The 15,727-nt window shown below is 41.7% G+C and carries 10 protein-coding genes and 1 pseudogene; 10 read left to right on the top strand and 1 reads right to left on the bottom strand.

What is annotated here, in order from left to right:
* The first annotated feature begins 26 nt into the window (after nt 1–26).
* Genes CO686_RS07675 through rfbB form a run of 8 tightly spaced genes read left to right on the top strand, consistent with a single transcriptional unit; the run spans nt 27 to nt 7,903 of the window.
* Nucleotides 27–1,187: a hypothetical protein gene (locus tag CO686_RS07675; protein WP_049501002.1), complete on the top strand. Its 1,161-nt coding sequence runs from the start codon at nt 27–29 to the stop codon at nt 1,185–1,187.
* The gene (locus tag CO686_RS07670; RefSeq protein ID WP_096753693.1) at nt 1,184–2,596 is read left to right on the top strand and encodes a flippase; all 1,413 of its coding nucleotides are present in this window, start codon (nt 1,184–1,186) and stop codon (nt 2,594–2,596) included. Before CO686_RS07675 ends, CO686_RS07670 begins: the two co-directional genes overlap by 4 nt.
* A 9-nt stretch (nt 2,597–2,605) precedes the next feature.
* Nucleotides 2,606–3,709, top strand: coding sequence for a UDP-galactopyranose mutase (glf, locus tag CO686_RS07665; RefSeq protein ID WP_049550237.1), 1,104 nt, complete (start codon nt 2,606–2,608; stop codon nt 3,707–3,709).
* A gap of 27 nt (nt 3,710–3,736) precedes the next feature.
* Nucleotides 3,737–4,789 (top strand): glycosyltransferase, encoded by a 1,053-nt coding sequence (locus CO686_RS07660; protein ID WP_000878648.1) that lies wholly within the window; start codon nt 3,737–3,739, stop codon nt 4,787–4,789.
* A 48-nt stretch (nt 4,790–4,837) separates the two neighbouring features.
* Nucleotides 4,838–5,707 carry a glucose-1-phosphate thymidylyltransferase RfbA gene (rfbA, locus tag CO686_RS07655; protein ID WP_096753692.1) on the top strand — a complete coding sequence of 290 codons (870 nt, stop codon included), beginning with the start codon at nt 4,838–4,840 and terminating at the stop codon, nt 5,705–5,707.
* Nucleotides 5,708–6,301, top strand: coding sequence for a dTDP-4-dehydrorhamnose 3,5-epimerase family protein (locus CO686_RS07650; protein WP_096753691.1), 594 nt, complete (start codon nt 5,708–5,710; stop codon nt 6,299–6,301).
* Between the two features lie 5 nt (nt 6,302–6,306).
* Nucleotides 6,307–6,864 carry a hypothetical protein gene (locus CO686_RS07645; RefSeq protein WP_049479861.1) on the top strand — a complete coding sequence of 186 codons (558 nt, stop codon included), beginning with the start codon at nt 6,307–6,309 and terminating at the stop codon, nt 6,862–6,864.
* Nucleotides 6,857–7,903, top strand: a complete 1,047-nt coding sequence (gene rfbB / locus CO686_RS07640; protein WP_049479885.1) for a dTDP-glucose 4,6-dehydratase — start codon at nt 6,857–6,859, stop codon at nt 7,901–7,903. Before CO686_RS07645 ends, rfbB begins: the two co-directional genes overlap by 8 nt.
* Before the next feature lie 60 nt (nt 7,904–7,963).
* On the opposite strand, the gene rfbD is transcribed toward rfbB, so the two are convergent.
* Nucleotides 7,964–8,818, bottom strand: a complete 855-nt coding sequence (gene rfbD / locus CO686_RS07635) for a dTDP-4-dehydrorhamnose reductase (RefSeq protein ID WP_096753690.1) — start codon at nt 8,816–8,818, stop codon at nt 7,964–7,966.
* 378 nt (nt 8,819–9,196) lie between these two features.
* Between rfbD and CO686_RS10585 the strand changes: the two are divergent.
* Together CO686_RS10585 and CO686_RS07625 are read left to right on the top strand one after the other, a co-directional pair.
* Nucleotides 9,197–10,096, top strand: a pseudogene (locus CO686_RS10585) (YSIRK-type signal peptide-containing protein); the annotation flags it as partial.
* A gap of 122 nt (nt 10,097–10,218) precedes the next feature.
* Nucleotides 10,219–15,618, top strand: coding sequence for a SpGH101 family endo-alpha-N-acetylgalactosaminidase (locus tag CO686_RS07625; protein ID WP_436404985.1), 5,400 nt, complete (start codon nt 10,219–10,221; stop codon nt 15,616–15,618).
* The last annotated feature ends 109 nt before the right edge of the window (nt 15,619–15,727 follow it).

Below are 15,727 nucleotides of genomic sequence, written 5' to 3'. Positions count from 1 at the left end.
GACGAAAGAAGAAAAGGAAAAAGAAAATGTTAAAGTTAGAACGTGATAAATTGCTAATTGCAGCAGTTTTAATAGTGGTTGTCTCCATAGATATGATCAATACGTCTATGTTAGCTCCTGTTTTACCTAATATTCCTAATCTAGTTCCTTTTTTTGCGGTCCTTTTACTTGCTATGCGATTTGCTTATATTCATCACTACTCTATAAGCTATCTCATCTTTGCACCAATTCTTCTTTTTGCTGGGGGCATGGTTTACTATAAGACTGGGAACCTTAATGCATTGATGTATATGTTTCTGCTTGTCTTTCTTTACAAGGCTGAGATGGAAAGTGTACTTAAAATATACTCTGTTGTAGCCTTGTTTTTTATTGTATTGATAGTGCTCTTGGCCGTGATTGGTGCTATTCCAAACTTGCAATTTGTCCAATCACGATCTGCGGGAGTCGTTGTTCGAAATTCATTTGGCTTTATTTATCCAACTGATTTTGCTTCTCACTGTTTTTATCTATATACAGCTATATCGTATATCTTTAGAAAGAAATTCATTATTTTACGGACTGCCTTAGGATTTGGTCTGGCTTATTTCATTATTCGATATTGCGATGCGAGGCTTAATGCCGCTTCTATTACTGTAATGGCGCTCATTTTTCTGTACTTTTATTTCCGAAATGATAAACAGCGACGGCTTTTTGCTTTACTTCCTTTATCGGCTGGTATAGCGTCTTCAGTAATGATTTATCTCTCTTCTAAATTTACCTGGTCTCATCCAATGTATGTGGCTCTAAACAATTTTTTTAGTATGAGATTACACCTAGGACATGAGGCACTAAAAAAATATGCAGTGCAGTGGTTTGGGATTCGGGGCATATCATTTATCGGTTATGGGGGGCGTACAGAATCCGTTTTGAGCTACGACTATGTAGACTCTTCCTACGTTCAGATGCTCTTTACCTATGGGATGATTCCAGTTCTCTTATTGGTCGTGTTATACATAGTTAGGTCTTGGTCTCTTTATCGCAAAAAGAATTATTTGCTATTGACGGCCTTATCCTTAATAGCAGTCAACTGTATGTTTGAGGCCTTCTGGGTTCGCCCGTCTTATAATATTTTTATGTTTACTCTATTTGCAACCTTGCCAGTTATTGAATTTGAATCGAAGAAATCTACAACGAGGAACTCCTTGTGAAAGTATTAAAAAATTATTTATATAATCTTTCTTATCAGCTGTTAGTAATCGTTTTACCAGTCATTACTACACCCTATATTACTCGGGTTTTCTCCTCGGATGATTTGGGGTCATACGGATACTATAATTCTATCGTGACTTATTTTATCCTACTGGCGACGCTGGGAGTAGCCAATTATGGGACAAAGGAAATTTCCGGCCATCGTAAGGAAGTCGAAAAGACCTTCTGGGGTATTTACAGTTTACAAGTCCTTTCAACCTGTTTAGCAGTTACGCTTTATATCATTGTCTGCTTACTTATGCCGTCGATGAACAATCCAATTGCCTATATACTTGGCTTTAGTTTGCTGTCTCGTGGTTTTGATATTTCTTGGCTTTTTCAAGGGTTAGAAGATTTCAAAAAAATCACAGCTCGTAACACAATGGTCAAACTTCTAGGTGTTGTTTCGATATTCCTATTTGTTAAGAAACCATCCGACTTGTACTTGTATATCATCCTCTTGGTTGCCTATGATCTACTAGGTCAGTTGAGTATGTGGCTTCCTGCTCGGGAGCACATTCGCAAGCCGCATTTGGATATAGCCTATGCCAAAGAGCATATCAAACCAGTCATTCTCTTGTTTCTGCCACAGATTGCCATTTCACTCTACATCACGCTAGATCGCACCATGTTGGGTGCCTTGTCTTCGACCAAGGATGTCGGGATCTATGATCAAGCCTTGAAATTATTGAATATTTTGTTGACTTTGGTAACGTCGCTTGGTAGTGTTATGTTGCCTCGGGTCTCCAATCTCCTCTCATCAGGTAATCAAAAGGCGGTTAACAAGTTACATGAAATGTCTTTCTTAGTGTATAACTTGGTTATCTTCCCGATGATTGCGGGGATTTTAATTGTTAACAAAGATTTTGTCAATTTTTTCCTGGGGCAAGACTTCCAAGATGCTCGCTATGCGATTGCCATCATGGTCTTTAGAATGTTCTTTATTGGCTGGACTAACATAATGGGAATTCAAATCTTGATTCCTCACAATAAGAATCGTGAATTTATGCTATCAACAACTATTCCAGCTGTTTTTAGTGTGGGCTTGAATCTCCTCTTGATCCCGCCTCTGGGCTATATTGGAGCTTCAATTGTATCTGTTGCGACTGAAGGTTTGGTCTGGCTGATCCAACTCTACTTTACACGTTCGTATCTAAAAGAGGTCAAGATTCTACCATCCATGCTAAAAATACTTCTAGCAGCACTACTGATGTACGGCGCTTTGTATTCTGTACAAGCTTTCATGCACTTCTCGTCTGTTGTGAATGTCTTGATCTATTCTCTGCTTGGCTTCCTAGTCTACGGTGGCTTGGTTTTGGTCTTACGTGTCTTGGATTTTCAAGAACTAAAAAGTGTTTTAAAGAAATAAGGAGATTTTATGTACGATTATTTGATTGTCGGTGCTGGCTTGTCAGGTGCAATCTTTGCCCACGAAGCCAACAAACGTGGCAAGAAGGTGAAGGTGATTGACAAACGTGACCACATCGGTGGGAATATCTATTGCCAATCTGTTGAAGGAATCAATGTCCACAAGTATGGGGCTCATATCTTCCATACATCCAATAAAAAGGTCTGGGATTATGTCAATCAGTTTGCGGAGTTTAACAATTACATCAATTCTCCCATTGCCAACTATCAAGGACATCTTTACAATCTGCCTTTTAACATGAATACTTTCTATGCTTTGTGGGGGACAAAGACACCCCAAGAAGTCAAGGACAAAATTGCTGAGCAGACGACACACATGCAAGATGTTGAGCCTAAAAACTTAGAGGAACAAGCCATTAAGTTGATTGGTACGGATGTCTATGAAAAGCTAATCAAGGGTTACACCGAAAAGCAATGGGGGCGTTCTGCTACTGAACTACCACCCTTTATCATCAAGCGTTTACCAGTTCGATTGACTTATGACAATAATTATTTCAACGACCGTTACCAAGGGATTCCAATTGGTGGTTACAATGTCATCATCGAAAAGTTGTTGGAAGGAATCGAAGTAGAGCTTAATACAGATTTCTTTGCTGATCGTAAGAGCTTGGAGGCTTCAGCAACTAAGCTTGTCTTCACAGGGATGATTGACCAGTTCTTTGACTATAAGTTTGGTGAACTAGAGTATCGCAGTCTCCGTTTTGAGCATGAGATTCTGGACCAAGAAAATTATCAAGGAAATGCTGTAGTCAACTATACTGAACGTGATATACCTTATACGCGTATCATCGAGCACAAACATTTTGAGTTTGGGACTCAGGCCAAGACCGTTATTACTCGTGAATATCCAGCAGATTGGAAAAGAGGAGATGAACCTTATTATCCAATCAATGATGCCAAAAACAATGCTATTTATGAGCAGTATCTAGCAGAAGCTGAGAAAAATGGACGCGTGATCTTCTGTGGTCGCTTGGCAGATTATAAATATTATGATATGCATGTGACTGTTGAACGTGCATTGGATGTGGTAGAGGAAGAACTAGAGAGTATCTAGAAACTTCACAGATAAAGGGGAGAAAAGGTGAAATATTATCTGAAGGATTCATTTCTGCATAATGCACACGAAAAGAATGCAGGGAGTAAGGCACGGAATGACGTGGAAGCTATTCTAATCTCAGAGGGTTATGAGGGCTTGGAGCTCAAGGTTGAGAATTGGTATAAGATGAATTTCTTTAAAGCTCAACAACACAAATATCGTGCGACCAAGTCTGTGTTTGATCAGTTGGGAGCTGGAGATGAATTGGTGATTCAGTTCCCTATTATCCACCATACATTTTTCATCTCACAACTCATCAAGCAGGCGCAAAAAAGAGGAGCAAAATTCTATCTGTTGATCCATGATATTGAAACCTTGCGTCATGCAGCAGGTTCAGAAGTAAAATTCCGTCATAAAGTGAGAAATTACTTCCAGGAAAAGAAAGCTTTGATGTCAGTGGATGGCATTATCGTTCATAACGATATCATGAAGAAAGTTCTGGTAGGTCAAGGAGTGCCAGCAGATAAAATGGTTAGCTTGGAGATTTTTGACTATCTGATTCCAAACTTTGCTGAAAAACCAAATCTCCAAAAAGATCAGCCTATTATCGTTGCTGGAAATTTGAACCCTGCAAAGTCAGGTTATCTTTATAACTTGCCAGAACAGCCAGCCTATAACTTGTACGGAGTGGGCTATGATGAAAGTCGTGCATTGAAAAACACTAGCTACTTTGGTTCCTTTATGCCAGATGACCTCCCAGCTGCTCTTGAAGGTAGTTTTGGTTTGGTCTGGGACGGAGACAGCTCAGAAACCTGTCAAGGTTCTTACGGAAACTACCTACGCTTTAACAACTCGCACAAGGCTTCTCTTTATTTGGCATCAGGTTTCCCACTAGTAGTGTGGAAGGAATCGGCTCTGGCCCACTTTGTACTGGACAAACAGTGTGGAATAGCAGTTGATTCTTTACATGACCTCCAAAAGTCACTAGACGATTTGACAGATCGAGATTACATGAAACTGTCAGCTAATGCTAGACAAGTAGGAGTAGCGCTTCGAAATGGTGATTATCTGAAATCGGCTATTTCTAAATTGAAGTAAGAATTTGAAGCTACTCATTAATCAGTTCGTTAGAAAGGTTACTTCATTATGAAAGGTATTATTCTTGCGGGTGGTTCGGGAACGCGCTTGTACCCACTTACTCGAACTGCATCAAAACAGCTGATGCCAGTTTATGATAAACCCATGATTTACTATCCTTTGTCAACCTTGATGTTGGCTGGGATTAAGGACATTTTGATCATCTCAACACCACAGGATTTACCCCGTTTTAAGGACCTGCTCTTGGATGGTTCCGAATTTGGGATCAAGCTTTCCTATGCGGAACAGCCTAGTCCCGACGGACTTGCTCAGGCTTTTCTTATCGGTGAAGAATTTATCGGTGACGATAGTGTTGCATTGATCTTGGGGGATAATATCTATCATGGACCTGGTTTGAGCAAAATGCTTCAAAAGGCAGCCAAGAAAGAGAAGGGTGCGACTGTTTTTGGCTACCAAGTGAAGGATCCAGAGCGTTTTGGTGTGGTCGAGTTTGATACAGACATGAATGCCATTTCCATTGAAGAAAAACCAGAGAATCCTCGCTCTAACTATGCAGTGACAGGTCTTTATTTCTATGACAATGACGTTGTGGAGATTGCCAAACAGATCAAACCGAGTGCTCGTGGCGAGTTGGAAATCACAGATGTTAACAATGCTTATTTGAAGCGTGGGGATTTGTCAGTTGAAGTTATGGGACGTGGTTTTGCCTGGCTGGATACAGGGACACATGAGAGTCTGTTAGAAGCATCCCAATATATCGAAACGGTTCAAAGGATGCAAAATGTTCAGGTTGCCAATCTAGAAGAAATTGCCTACCGAATGGGTTATATCAGCCGCGAAGATGTGCTGAAGTTGGCGCAACCTCTCAAGAAGAACGAATACGGGCAATACTTGCTCCGTTTGATTGGAGAAATTTAGATGACAGATAATTTTTTCGGCAAAACACTTGCAGTGCGCAAGATTGATGCCATTCCAGGTTTGTTAGAGTTCGACATTCCGGTTCATGGTGACAATCGTGGCTGGTTTAAGGAAAATTTTCAGAAAGAAAAGATGCTACCGCTTGGTTTTCCTGAAAGCTTCTTTGCAGAAGGAAAACTGCAAAACAACATCAGCTTTTCTCGCAAAAATGTTCTCCGGGGCCTCCATGCTGAACCTTGGGACAAGTACATCTCAGTAGCAGATGGTGGCAAGGTTCTGGGTTCTTGGGTTGACCTACGTGAAGGTGAGACTTTTGGAAATGTTTATCAGACCGAGATTGATGCAAGTAAGGGAATCTTTGTCCCTCGTGGCGTAGCCAATGGTTTCCAAGTCCTATCGGATACAGTTTCTTATAGCTATCTGGTCAATGACTATTGGGCACTTGAACTCAAGCCTAAATATGCTTTTGTCAACTATGCAGACCCAGCTTTGGGAATCCAGTGGGAAAACCTAGCAGAAGCAGAAGTTTCGGAAGCAGATAAACATCATCCACTGCTCAAGGATGTCATACCTTTAAGAAAAGGAGATTTGTAAAAATTATGAGATTGTCAGAATATTCAGAAAGCCGTGAAGCTATTAAAGCTAAAGTAAATTTTGGTTTGTCTATAACTTTGCTATCAATTGTTTCTGTTATAAAAGGTGCGATAAACAATAGTAGTGAATTTCAATATTTAGATTGTTTATCAATATCAGTAACCGGCTTTCTCATCATGTTTGTTAGTTTGTTCTCTAATCAAGAAGTTTTTGATGAGTGGAAAGAAAGATTTCGAAAGCATACAAGAAATCTAAGGTTCTTATTTTTAGGAGCCCCAATCTTATTAATCGTAGTAATTATTGGCATAACTTGGTTTCTAAGAGATTTCAAATTTATGCCAAATTTGTCAGATTTGGCTTCTTTCCCTGAAACATATGATATATTTCGTATCGTTTTCTGGATTTTAGAATTTATTTTCCGTTCGGGAATTAATTTTATATTTTATTTTACGGGTAGTGCTCTACTTTCTATGGTGTGGATTTCTTTAAGTGCATATAGTTACGATTTCTTTTATAAAAAGTTGTTAGAAGGCCAAGATGAGAAAGGAAAAATCAATGACTGAATACAAAAATATCATCGTGACAGGTGGGGCTGGTTTTATCGGTTCTAACTTTGTTCATTATGTCTATAACAACTTCCCAGATGTCCATGTGACAGTACTGGACAAGCTGACTTATGCGGGTAATCGTGCCAATATTGAAGAAATTATAGGTGATCGTGTTGAGTTGGTTGTTGGAGATATTGCTGATGCAGTCTTGGTAGACAAGCTGGCAGCTGAAGCGGATGCTATCGTTCATTATGCGGCAGAAAGTCACAATGACAACTCGCTCAATGATCCGAGTCCCTTTATCCATACCAACTTCATCGGGACCTACACTCTTTTGGAAGCAGCACGTAAATACGACCTTCGTTTCCACCATGTGTCGACTGACGAAGTCTATGGGGACCTGCCTTTGCGTGAAGATCTGCCAGGTCATGGAGAAGGTCCAGGTGAGAAATTTACGGCTGAAACCAAGTACAATCCCAGCTCGCCTTACTCATCAACCAAGGCAGCTTCAGATCTGATTGTCAAAGCTTGGGTGCGCTCATTTGGTGTTAAAGCGACTATTTCCAACTGTTCAAACAACTATGGTCCTTACCAACATATCGAGAAGTTTATTCCGCGCCAGATCACCAATATCTTGAGTGGTATCAAGCCAAAACTCTATGGTGAAGGTAAGAATGTCCGTGACTGGATTCACACCAATGACCATTCATCAGGTGTTTGGACGATTCTAACCAAAGGTCAAATCGGGGAAACCTACTTGATTGGTGCGGATGGTGAGAAGAACAATAAGGAAGTCCTGGAACTCATCCTCAAGGAAATGGGACAGCCAGCTGATGCTTATGATCATGTGACAGACCGTGCGGGTCACGACCTTCGCTATGCTATCGATGCTAGCAAGCTCCGTGATGAACTAGGGTGGAAGCCAGAGTTTACTAATTTTGAAGCAGGTCTCAAAGAGACCATTAAGTGGTACACAGACAACCAAGACTGGTGGAAATCTGAAAAAGAAGCAGTCGAAGCCAACTATGCTAAGACACAACAAGTAATTAACTAATCAGATACTAAAAAGCAAGAGAATTTAAAGCCTCTTGCTTTTTATATATGTCATAAACTTTTATTTTCTTACTTCTTGTTTATAAAATTCTTTAAGGGCATCTTGCCAGGTTGGAATGACGAAACCTGTCGCCTTCGCTTTGGCTAAACTCATGGTTGAATTGAGGGGGCGTTTAGCCTTGGCAGGAAACTTGCTGGAGTCTACTGGAACTACTTCAACATCACTGTCTTTAAGAATCTCGACAGCGAAGTCATACCAAGTGGTATCTTCAGTGGAGTCATTTGATAAGTGGTAGTAGCCATACTCTTTTTGATTATCAGTCAGGTAGGTCATAAACTCAGCCAAGGTATGTGTCCAAGTTGGGCGGCCGTGTTGGTCGTTGACAACAGTGAGAGTTTTATGGGTTTTGGCAAGATTTTGCATTGTAAAGACAAAGTTTTTGCCATAATTTCCAAAGACCCAAGCAGTGCGGATGATGTAATACTGTGACGTAAGGGTTTCAACAAGTTCTTCCCCCATTCGCTTGGTACGCCCATATTCTGTCTGCGGATCAGGTAGGTCATCGACTTCCCATTCTTGTCCGACGGGTTTCTTTCCATCAAAGACGTAGTCTGTCGAGATATAGACCAGAGTAGCTCCGTATTTCTCAGAGGCCTTGGCTACATTTTCAGTTCCAGTTACGTTGATGGCAAAATCCAGTTCTTTCCCCTCGTCTTCTGCAGCATCAACAGCAGTGTAGGCTGCACAATGATAGACCAGAGTTGGCTTGACTTCAGCAAATACCTTCTCAACCATTTCAGCATTCGTGATATCCATTTCGGCCACATCAACTGCAACATAGTCTACATTTCGTTCATCTAGTAAATAACGTAGTTCGGTACCGAGTTGACCATTCGCACCTGTAATTAATATCATTGTCTTCTCCTTAACTTTTATTCTATCTAATCATAGCAAAAAAATGATAAAAAATCTGATTTTCGGTCCTTGTTTTACTGGTTTCTATCCGATAAGAATCTGTTTTTGAAATGAAACTGTTTATTAGATTCTTTGAGATAGAATTTTTTTATAGCTGTAAAGCGATTCTTAAAATTCTAAGCGTTAGCACTGTTCAGAAAAGAGAAAATTTTAGTGAATTTTACCTATTTCCTATTGCTTTCTGGTCTTTTATTTGTTATATTAAAAGTACAATTATTTTTTATTTATAACAGTTAAGCAGAGCACTTTCAGAGAAAGGAGTATTTTTTAAAAACGAAATGTAAACGCTTACTGGAAAATGAAAGGATTTAGGAGTTCATGGATAAACGATTTTTTGAAAAACGCTGTAAGTTCAGTATTCGTAAGTTTACGCTTGGAGTAGCTTCGGTGATGATTGGAGCGACTTTCTTCGCAGCTAGCCCAGTATTAGCTGATCAAGCAAGAGTTGGTTCAACAGATAATTTGCCGAGTGAACTAGCTGATTTGGATAAGAAGGCTAGTGATGAGGGGCACGATTTTGACAAGGAAGCTGCCGCTCAGAATCCTGGTTCAGCTGAAACTACTGAAGGCCCACAAACAGAAGAAGAGTTGTTGGCTCAAGAAAAAGAAAAGTCTGAAAAGCCAAGCAATCTGCCAAAAGAATTAGAAGATAAGTTGGAGAAAGCTGAAGACAATGGGCGCGAAGTTGACAAGGATCAATTGGCCCAAGATACTGGCAAGCTCGTCCCAGAAGATGTGGCTAAAACGACCAATGGGGAATTAAACTACGGCGCGACTGTTAAGATTAAGACGCCATCAGGAGAAGGTAGCGGTATTGTCGTTGCTAAAGACCTTGTCTTGACGGTTTCTCACAACTTTATCAAGGATAGCCAAGACGGCAATATCCGTAAGGTTGTGGATAATGACCAAGGGGATGGAGATATCTATAGCATCTCATATCCAGGATTGCCAGATGTCAAGTTTAGCAAGAAAGATATTATTCATTGGGATCGTGAAGGCTATCTGAAAGGCTTCAAAAATGATTTGGCCCTTGTGAGATTGCGTACAGTTCTAGAAAATACGCCTGTTGAAGTAACTAAAAAGCCAGTAGTTAAGAAAATTGGAGATAAGCTCCATGTCTTTGGTTATCCAGAAGGAAAATTGAATCCGATTGTCAATACTACAGTTGATTTTGCGGAACCATACGGAGAAGGTGTCCAAGGGATTGGTTACCAAGGAGGAAAACCGGGTGCTAGTGGCGGCGGTATCTTTGATACAGAAGGCAAACTAGTCGGTGTTCACCAAAATGGTGTAGTTGGAAAACGGAGCGGAGGCATTCTCTTCTCACCAGCTCAACTAAAATGGATCCAGGACCACATACAGGGAATTTCAAGTGTGAAACCAGCAGACTTGGAAGAGAAAGAAAACCGGCTGAAGAAAAACCAAAAGAGGATAAACCTGCAGCTACTAAACCTGAAACACCTAAGGCAGTAACTCCTGAATGGCAAACAGTAGCGAATAAAGAGCAACAAGGAACCGTCACTATTCGTGAAGAAAAGGGTGTTCGCTACAATCAATTGTCTTCAACGGCCCAAAATGACAATGATGGCAAACCAGCTTTGTTTGAAAAACAAGGATTGACTGTCGATGCTAATGGAAATGCGACAGTTGATTTAACCTTCAAAGATGATTCTGAAAAGGGCAAATCACGCTTTGGTGTCTTCTTGAAATTTAAAGATACCAAGAACAATGTTTTTGTTGGATATGACCAAGGTGGCTGGTTCTGGGAATACAAAACTCCAGGTAATAGCACATGGTATAAAGGCAACCGTGTGGCAGCACCAGAACCAGGTTCTGTAAATCGTCTTTCTATCACTCTCAAGTCAGATGGACAACTCAATGCCAGCAACAATGATGTCAATCTCTTTGACACAGTGACCCTACCTGGGGCGGTCAATGAGAATCTTAAAAATGAGAAGAAGATCCTTCTCAAGGCAGGAACTTATAGCAATGATCGCACGGTTGTCAGCGTTAAAACAGACAATCAAGAAGGTGTAAAAGCGGATGATACTCCTGCCCAGAAAGAAACAGGTCCGGCCGTTGACGATAGCAAGGTGACTTATGATACGATCCAGTCTAAGGTTCTCAAGGCAGTGATTGACCAAGCCTTCCCTCGTGTCAAGGAATACACCTTGAATGGACATACTTTGCCAGGACAGGTGCAACAGTTCAACCAAGTCTTTATCAATAATCACCGAATCACCCCGGAAGTCACTTATAAGAAAATCAATGAGACAACAGCAGAGTACGTGATGAAGCTTCGCGATGATGCTCACTTAATCAATGCGGAAATGACGGTTCGTCTGCAAGTTGTGGATAATCAATTGCACTTTGATGTGACCAAGATTGTCAACCACAATCAAGTCACCCCAGGTCAAAAGATTGATGACGAAAGAAAATTGCTTTCTACGATTAGTTTCCTTGGTAATGCTTTGGTCTCTGTTTCGAGTGATCAAGCTGGTGCTAAGTTTGATGGGGCAACCATGTCAAACAATACCCATGTCAGCGGGGATGATCATATCGATGTAACCAATCCAATGAAAGATTTGGCTAAGGGTTACATGTATGGATTTGTTTCTACAGATAAGCTTGCTGCAGGTGTTTGGAGTAATTCTCAAAATAGCTATGGTGGTGGTTCGAATGACTGGACTCGTTTGACAGCTTATAAAGAAACAGTCGGAAATGCCAACTATGTCGGAATTCACAGCTCTGAGTGGCAATGGGAAAAAGCTTATAAGGGCATTGTTTTCCCAGAATACACCAAGGAACTGCCAAGTGCCAAGGTTGTTATCACCGAAGATGCCAATGCTGACAACAAAGTCGACTGGCAAGATGGTGCCATTGCTTATCGTAGCATCATGAACAACCCTCAAGGTTGGGAAAAAGTCAAGGATATCACTGCTTACCGTATCGCGATGAACTTTGGTTCTCAAGCACAAAACCCATTCCTTATGACCTTGGATGGTATCAAGAAAATTAATCTCCACACAGATGGTCTTGGGCAAGGTGTTCTCCTTAAAGGATATGGTAGTGAAGGCCACGACTCTGGTCACTTGAACTATGCTGATATTGGTAAACGTATTGGTGGTGTTGAAGACTTCAAGACCTTGATCGAAAAAGCGAAGAAATATGGAGCTCATCTAGGTATCCACGTGAACGCATCTGAGACCTATCCTGAGTCTAAATACTTTAATGAAAATATTCTTCGTAAGAATCCAGATGGAAGCTACAGCTATGGTTGGAACTGGCTAGACCAAGGTATCAACATTGATGCTGCTTATGACTTGGCGCATGGACGTTTGGCTCGCTGGGAAGACTTGAAGAAAAAACTTGGTGATGGTCTCGACTTTATCTATGTGGACGTTTGGGGCAATGGCCAATCAGGTGATAACGGTGCCTGGGCTACCCACGTTCTTGCTAAAGAGATCAACAAACAAGGCTGGCGCTTTGCGATCGAGTGGGGTCATGGTGGTGAATACGACTCTACCTTCCAACACTGGGCAGCTGACTTGACCTATGGTGGCTATACTAATAAAGGTATCAACAGTGCTATCACCCGCTTTATCCGCAACCACCAAAAAGATTCTTGGGTTGGGGACTACAGAAGTTACGGTGGTGCAGCCAACTACCCACTTCTAGGTGGCTACAGCATGAAAGACTTTGAAGGCTGGCAAGGAAGAAGCGACTACAATGGCTATGTAACCAACTTATTTGCCCATGATGTCATGACTAAGTACTTCCAACACTTCACTGTAAGTAAATGGGAAAATGGTACACCAGTTACCATGACCGATAATGGTAGCACCTATAAATGGACTCCAGAAATGAAGGTTGAGCTAGTCGATGCAGCAGGTAACAAGGTTGTTGTGACTCGTAAGTCAAATGATGTCAATAGCCCGCAATACCGCGAACGTACAGTAACGCTCAACGGACGTGTCATCCAAGATGGTTCAGCTTACTTGACTCCTTGGAACTGGGATGCGAATGGTAAGAAACTTCCTACTGATAAGGAAAAAATGTACTACTTCAATACGCAGGCCGGTGCAACAACTTGGACACTTCCAAGCGATTGGGCAAATAGCAAGGTTTACCTTTACAAGCTAACTGACCAAGGTAAGACAGAAGAGCAAGAACTAACTGTAACAGATGGTAAGATTACCCTAGACCTTCTAGCAAATCAACCATACGTTCTCTACCGTTCAAAACAAACCAATCCTGAAATGTCATGGAGCGAAGGCATGCACATCTATGACCAAGGATTTAACAGTGGAACCTTGAAACACTGGACCATTTCTGGTGATGCATCTAAGGCAGAAATTGTCAAATCACAGGGTGCAAATGAAATGCTTCGTATCCAAGGTAATAAGAGCAAGGTCAGCCTTACTCAGAAACTGACTGGCTTGAAACCAAATACCAAGTATGCGGTTTATGTCGGTGTTGATAACCGTAGTAATGCTAAGGCAAGTATCACAGTGAATACTGGCGAGAAAGAAGTGACTACCTACACCAATAAGTCACTCGCTCTCAACTATATCAAAGCTTATGCTCATAACAATCGTCGTGAAAATGCTACAGTTGATGATACAAGTTACTTCCAAAACATGTACGCCTTCTTTACAACTGGATCGGACGTATCAAATGTCACTCTGACATTGAGTCGTGAAGCTGGTGATGAAGCAACTTACTTTGATGAAATTCGTACCTTCGAAAACAATTCAAGCATGTACGGGGACAAGCATGATACAGGTCAAGGAACCTTCAAACAAGACTTTGAAAATGTAGCTCAAGGAATCTTCCCATTTGTAGTGGGTGGTGTCGAAGGTGTCGAAGACAACCGGACTCACTTGTCTGAAAAACACGATCCATATACACAGCGTGGTTGGAACGGTAAGAAAGTCGATGATGTTATCGATGGAAATTGGTCACTCAAGACTAACGGACTGGTTAGCCGTCGTAACTTGGTTTACCAAACCATCCCACAAAACTTCCGCTTTGAGGCAGGTAAGACTTACCGTGTAACCTTTGAATACGAAGCTGGATCAGACAATACCTATGCTTTTGTAGTTGGTAAGGGAGAATTCCAGTCAGGTCGTCGTGGTAGTCAAGCAAGCAACTTGGAAATGCATGAATTGCCAAATACTTGGACGGATTCTAAGAAAGCCAAGAAGGCAACCTTCCTCGTGACAGGTGCAGAAACAGGCGATACTTGGGTAGGTATCTACTCAACTGGAAATGCAAGCAATACTCATGGAGATGCTGGCGGAAATGCCAACTTCCGTGGTTATAACGACTTCATGATGGATAATCTTCACATCGAGGAAATTACCCTAACAGGTAAGATGTTGACAGAAAATGCTCTCAAGAACTACTTGCCAACGGTTGCCATGACCAACTATACGAAAGAGTCTATGGATGCTTTGAAAGAGGCGGTCTTTAACCTCAGTCAGGCAGATGATGACATTAGCGTAGAAGAAGCGCGTGCAGAGATTGCTAAGATTGAAGCCTTGAAGAATGCTTTGGTTCAGAAGAAGACAGCCTTGGTAGCAGAAGACTTTGAAAGTTTGGATGCGCCAGCTCAACCAGGTGAAGGTCTAGAGAATGCCTTTGATGGCAATGTTTCTAGCCTATGGCATACATCTTGGAATGGAGGAGATGTAGGCAAGCCTGCAACCATGGTCTTGAAAGAACCTACTGAAATCACAGGACTTCGCTATGTTCCACGTGCCTCTGATTCAAATGGAAACTTGCGAGATGTGAAACTGGTTGTCACAGATGAGTCTGGTAAGGAACATACTTTCACCGTAACAGATTGGCCAAATAACAACAAGCCAAAAGACATTGACTTTGGCAAGACAATCAAGGCTAAGAAAATTGTCCTTACTGGTACCAAGACTTACGGAGATGGTGGCGATAAATACCAATCTGCAGCGGAACTCATCTTTACCCGTCCACAGGTAGCAGAAACACCACTTGACATGTCTGGCTATGAAGCAGCTTTAGCTAAGGCGCAGAAATTAACAGACAAAGACAATCAAGAGGAAGTAGCTAGCGTTCAGGCAAGCATGAAATATGCGACGGATAACCATCTCTTGACGGAAAGAATGGTGGCCTACTTCGCAGACTATCTCAACCAATTACAAGATAAGGTTGCTAAACCAGACGCTCCTACAAGCAGCAAGGGTGAGGAGCAACCTCCAGTTCTTGAAGTTCCTGAATATACAGGTCCTTACGGAACAGCTGGAGAAGAAGCGGCTGTTCATGACCTACCTGAGTTCAAAGGCGGCGTCAATGCAGCAGAAGCAGCTGTACATGAGGTTCCTGAGTTCAAGGGCGGCGTTAATGCAGTTCAAGCCTTGGTTCACGAATTACCAGAATACAAGGGTGGAGCCAATGCGGTTCTAGCAGCTACAAATGAAGTCCCTGAGTTTAAGGGTGGCGTCAATGCGGTTCAAGCCTTGGTAAACGAGAAACCAGCCTACACAGGTGTATTGGCTACTGCTGGAGATCAAGCAGCTCCAACAGTTGAAAAACCTGAGTACCCGCTCACTCCAAGCCCAGTAGTTGATGCCAAAACTCTGGAAGATAAAGAAGAGCAACTTCCTGCTACAGGAGAACATGGTTCAGAAGCAGCCCTCTTCTTAGCAAGTGTGAGCATCGCTTTATCTGCTGCGGTCCTTGCGACAAAACGTAAAGAAGAGTAATGAGATTTGATTTCAGCAGTTCAAAGCAACTCGAATCAAAAAGGAACAAACAGCCGGAGAGGACCTCTTGGTTCTCTCCTTTTTCAAAGGAGAAATGATACCGCTTACT

It is taken from the genome of Streptococcus oralis (assembly GCF_002386345.1).
GTDB classification, from domain to species: Bacteria; Bacillota; Bacilli; order Lactobacillales; family Streptococcaceae; genus Streptococcus; species Streptococcus oralis_S.
The sequence above is the reverse complement of the archived record's forward strand: the minus strand, read 5'-3'. Positions and strand labels throughout refer to the sequence as shown.

Bases quoted from the DNA above. Each gene is read 5' to 3' on its own strand.
- CO686_RS07645 (WP_049479861.1), top strand. From the start codon at position 6,307: ATGAGATTGTCAGAATATTCAGAAAGCCGTGAAGCTATTAAAGCTAAA.
- CO686_RS07650 (WP_096753691.1), top strand. From the start codon at position 5,708: ATGACAGATAATTTTTTCGGCAAAACACTTGCAGTGCGCAAGATTGAT.
- CO686_RS07675 (WP_049501002.1), top strand. From the start codon at position 27: ATGTTAAAGTTAGAACGTGATAAATTGCTAATTGCAGCAGTTTTAATA.
- rfbB (WP_049479885.1), top strand. From the start codon at position 6,857: ATGACTGAATACAAAAATATCATCGTGACAGGTGGGGCTGGTTTTATC.
- glf (WP_049550237.1), top strand. From the start codon at position 2,606: ATGTACGATTATTTGATTGTCGGTGCTGGCTTGTCAGGTGCAATCTTT.
- rfbD (WP_096753690.1), bottom strand. From the start codon at position 8,818: ATGATATTAATTACAGGTGCGAATGGTCAACTCGGTACCGAACTACGT.
- rfbA (WP_096753692.1), top strand. From the start codon at position 4,838: ATGAAAGGTATTATTCTTGCGGGTGGTTCGGGAACGCGCTTGTACCCA.
- CO686_RS07625 (WP_436404985.1), top strand. From the start codon at position 10,219: ATGGATCCAGGACCACATACAGGGAATTTCAAGTGTGAAACCAGCAGA.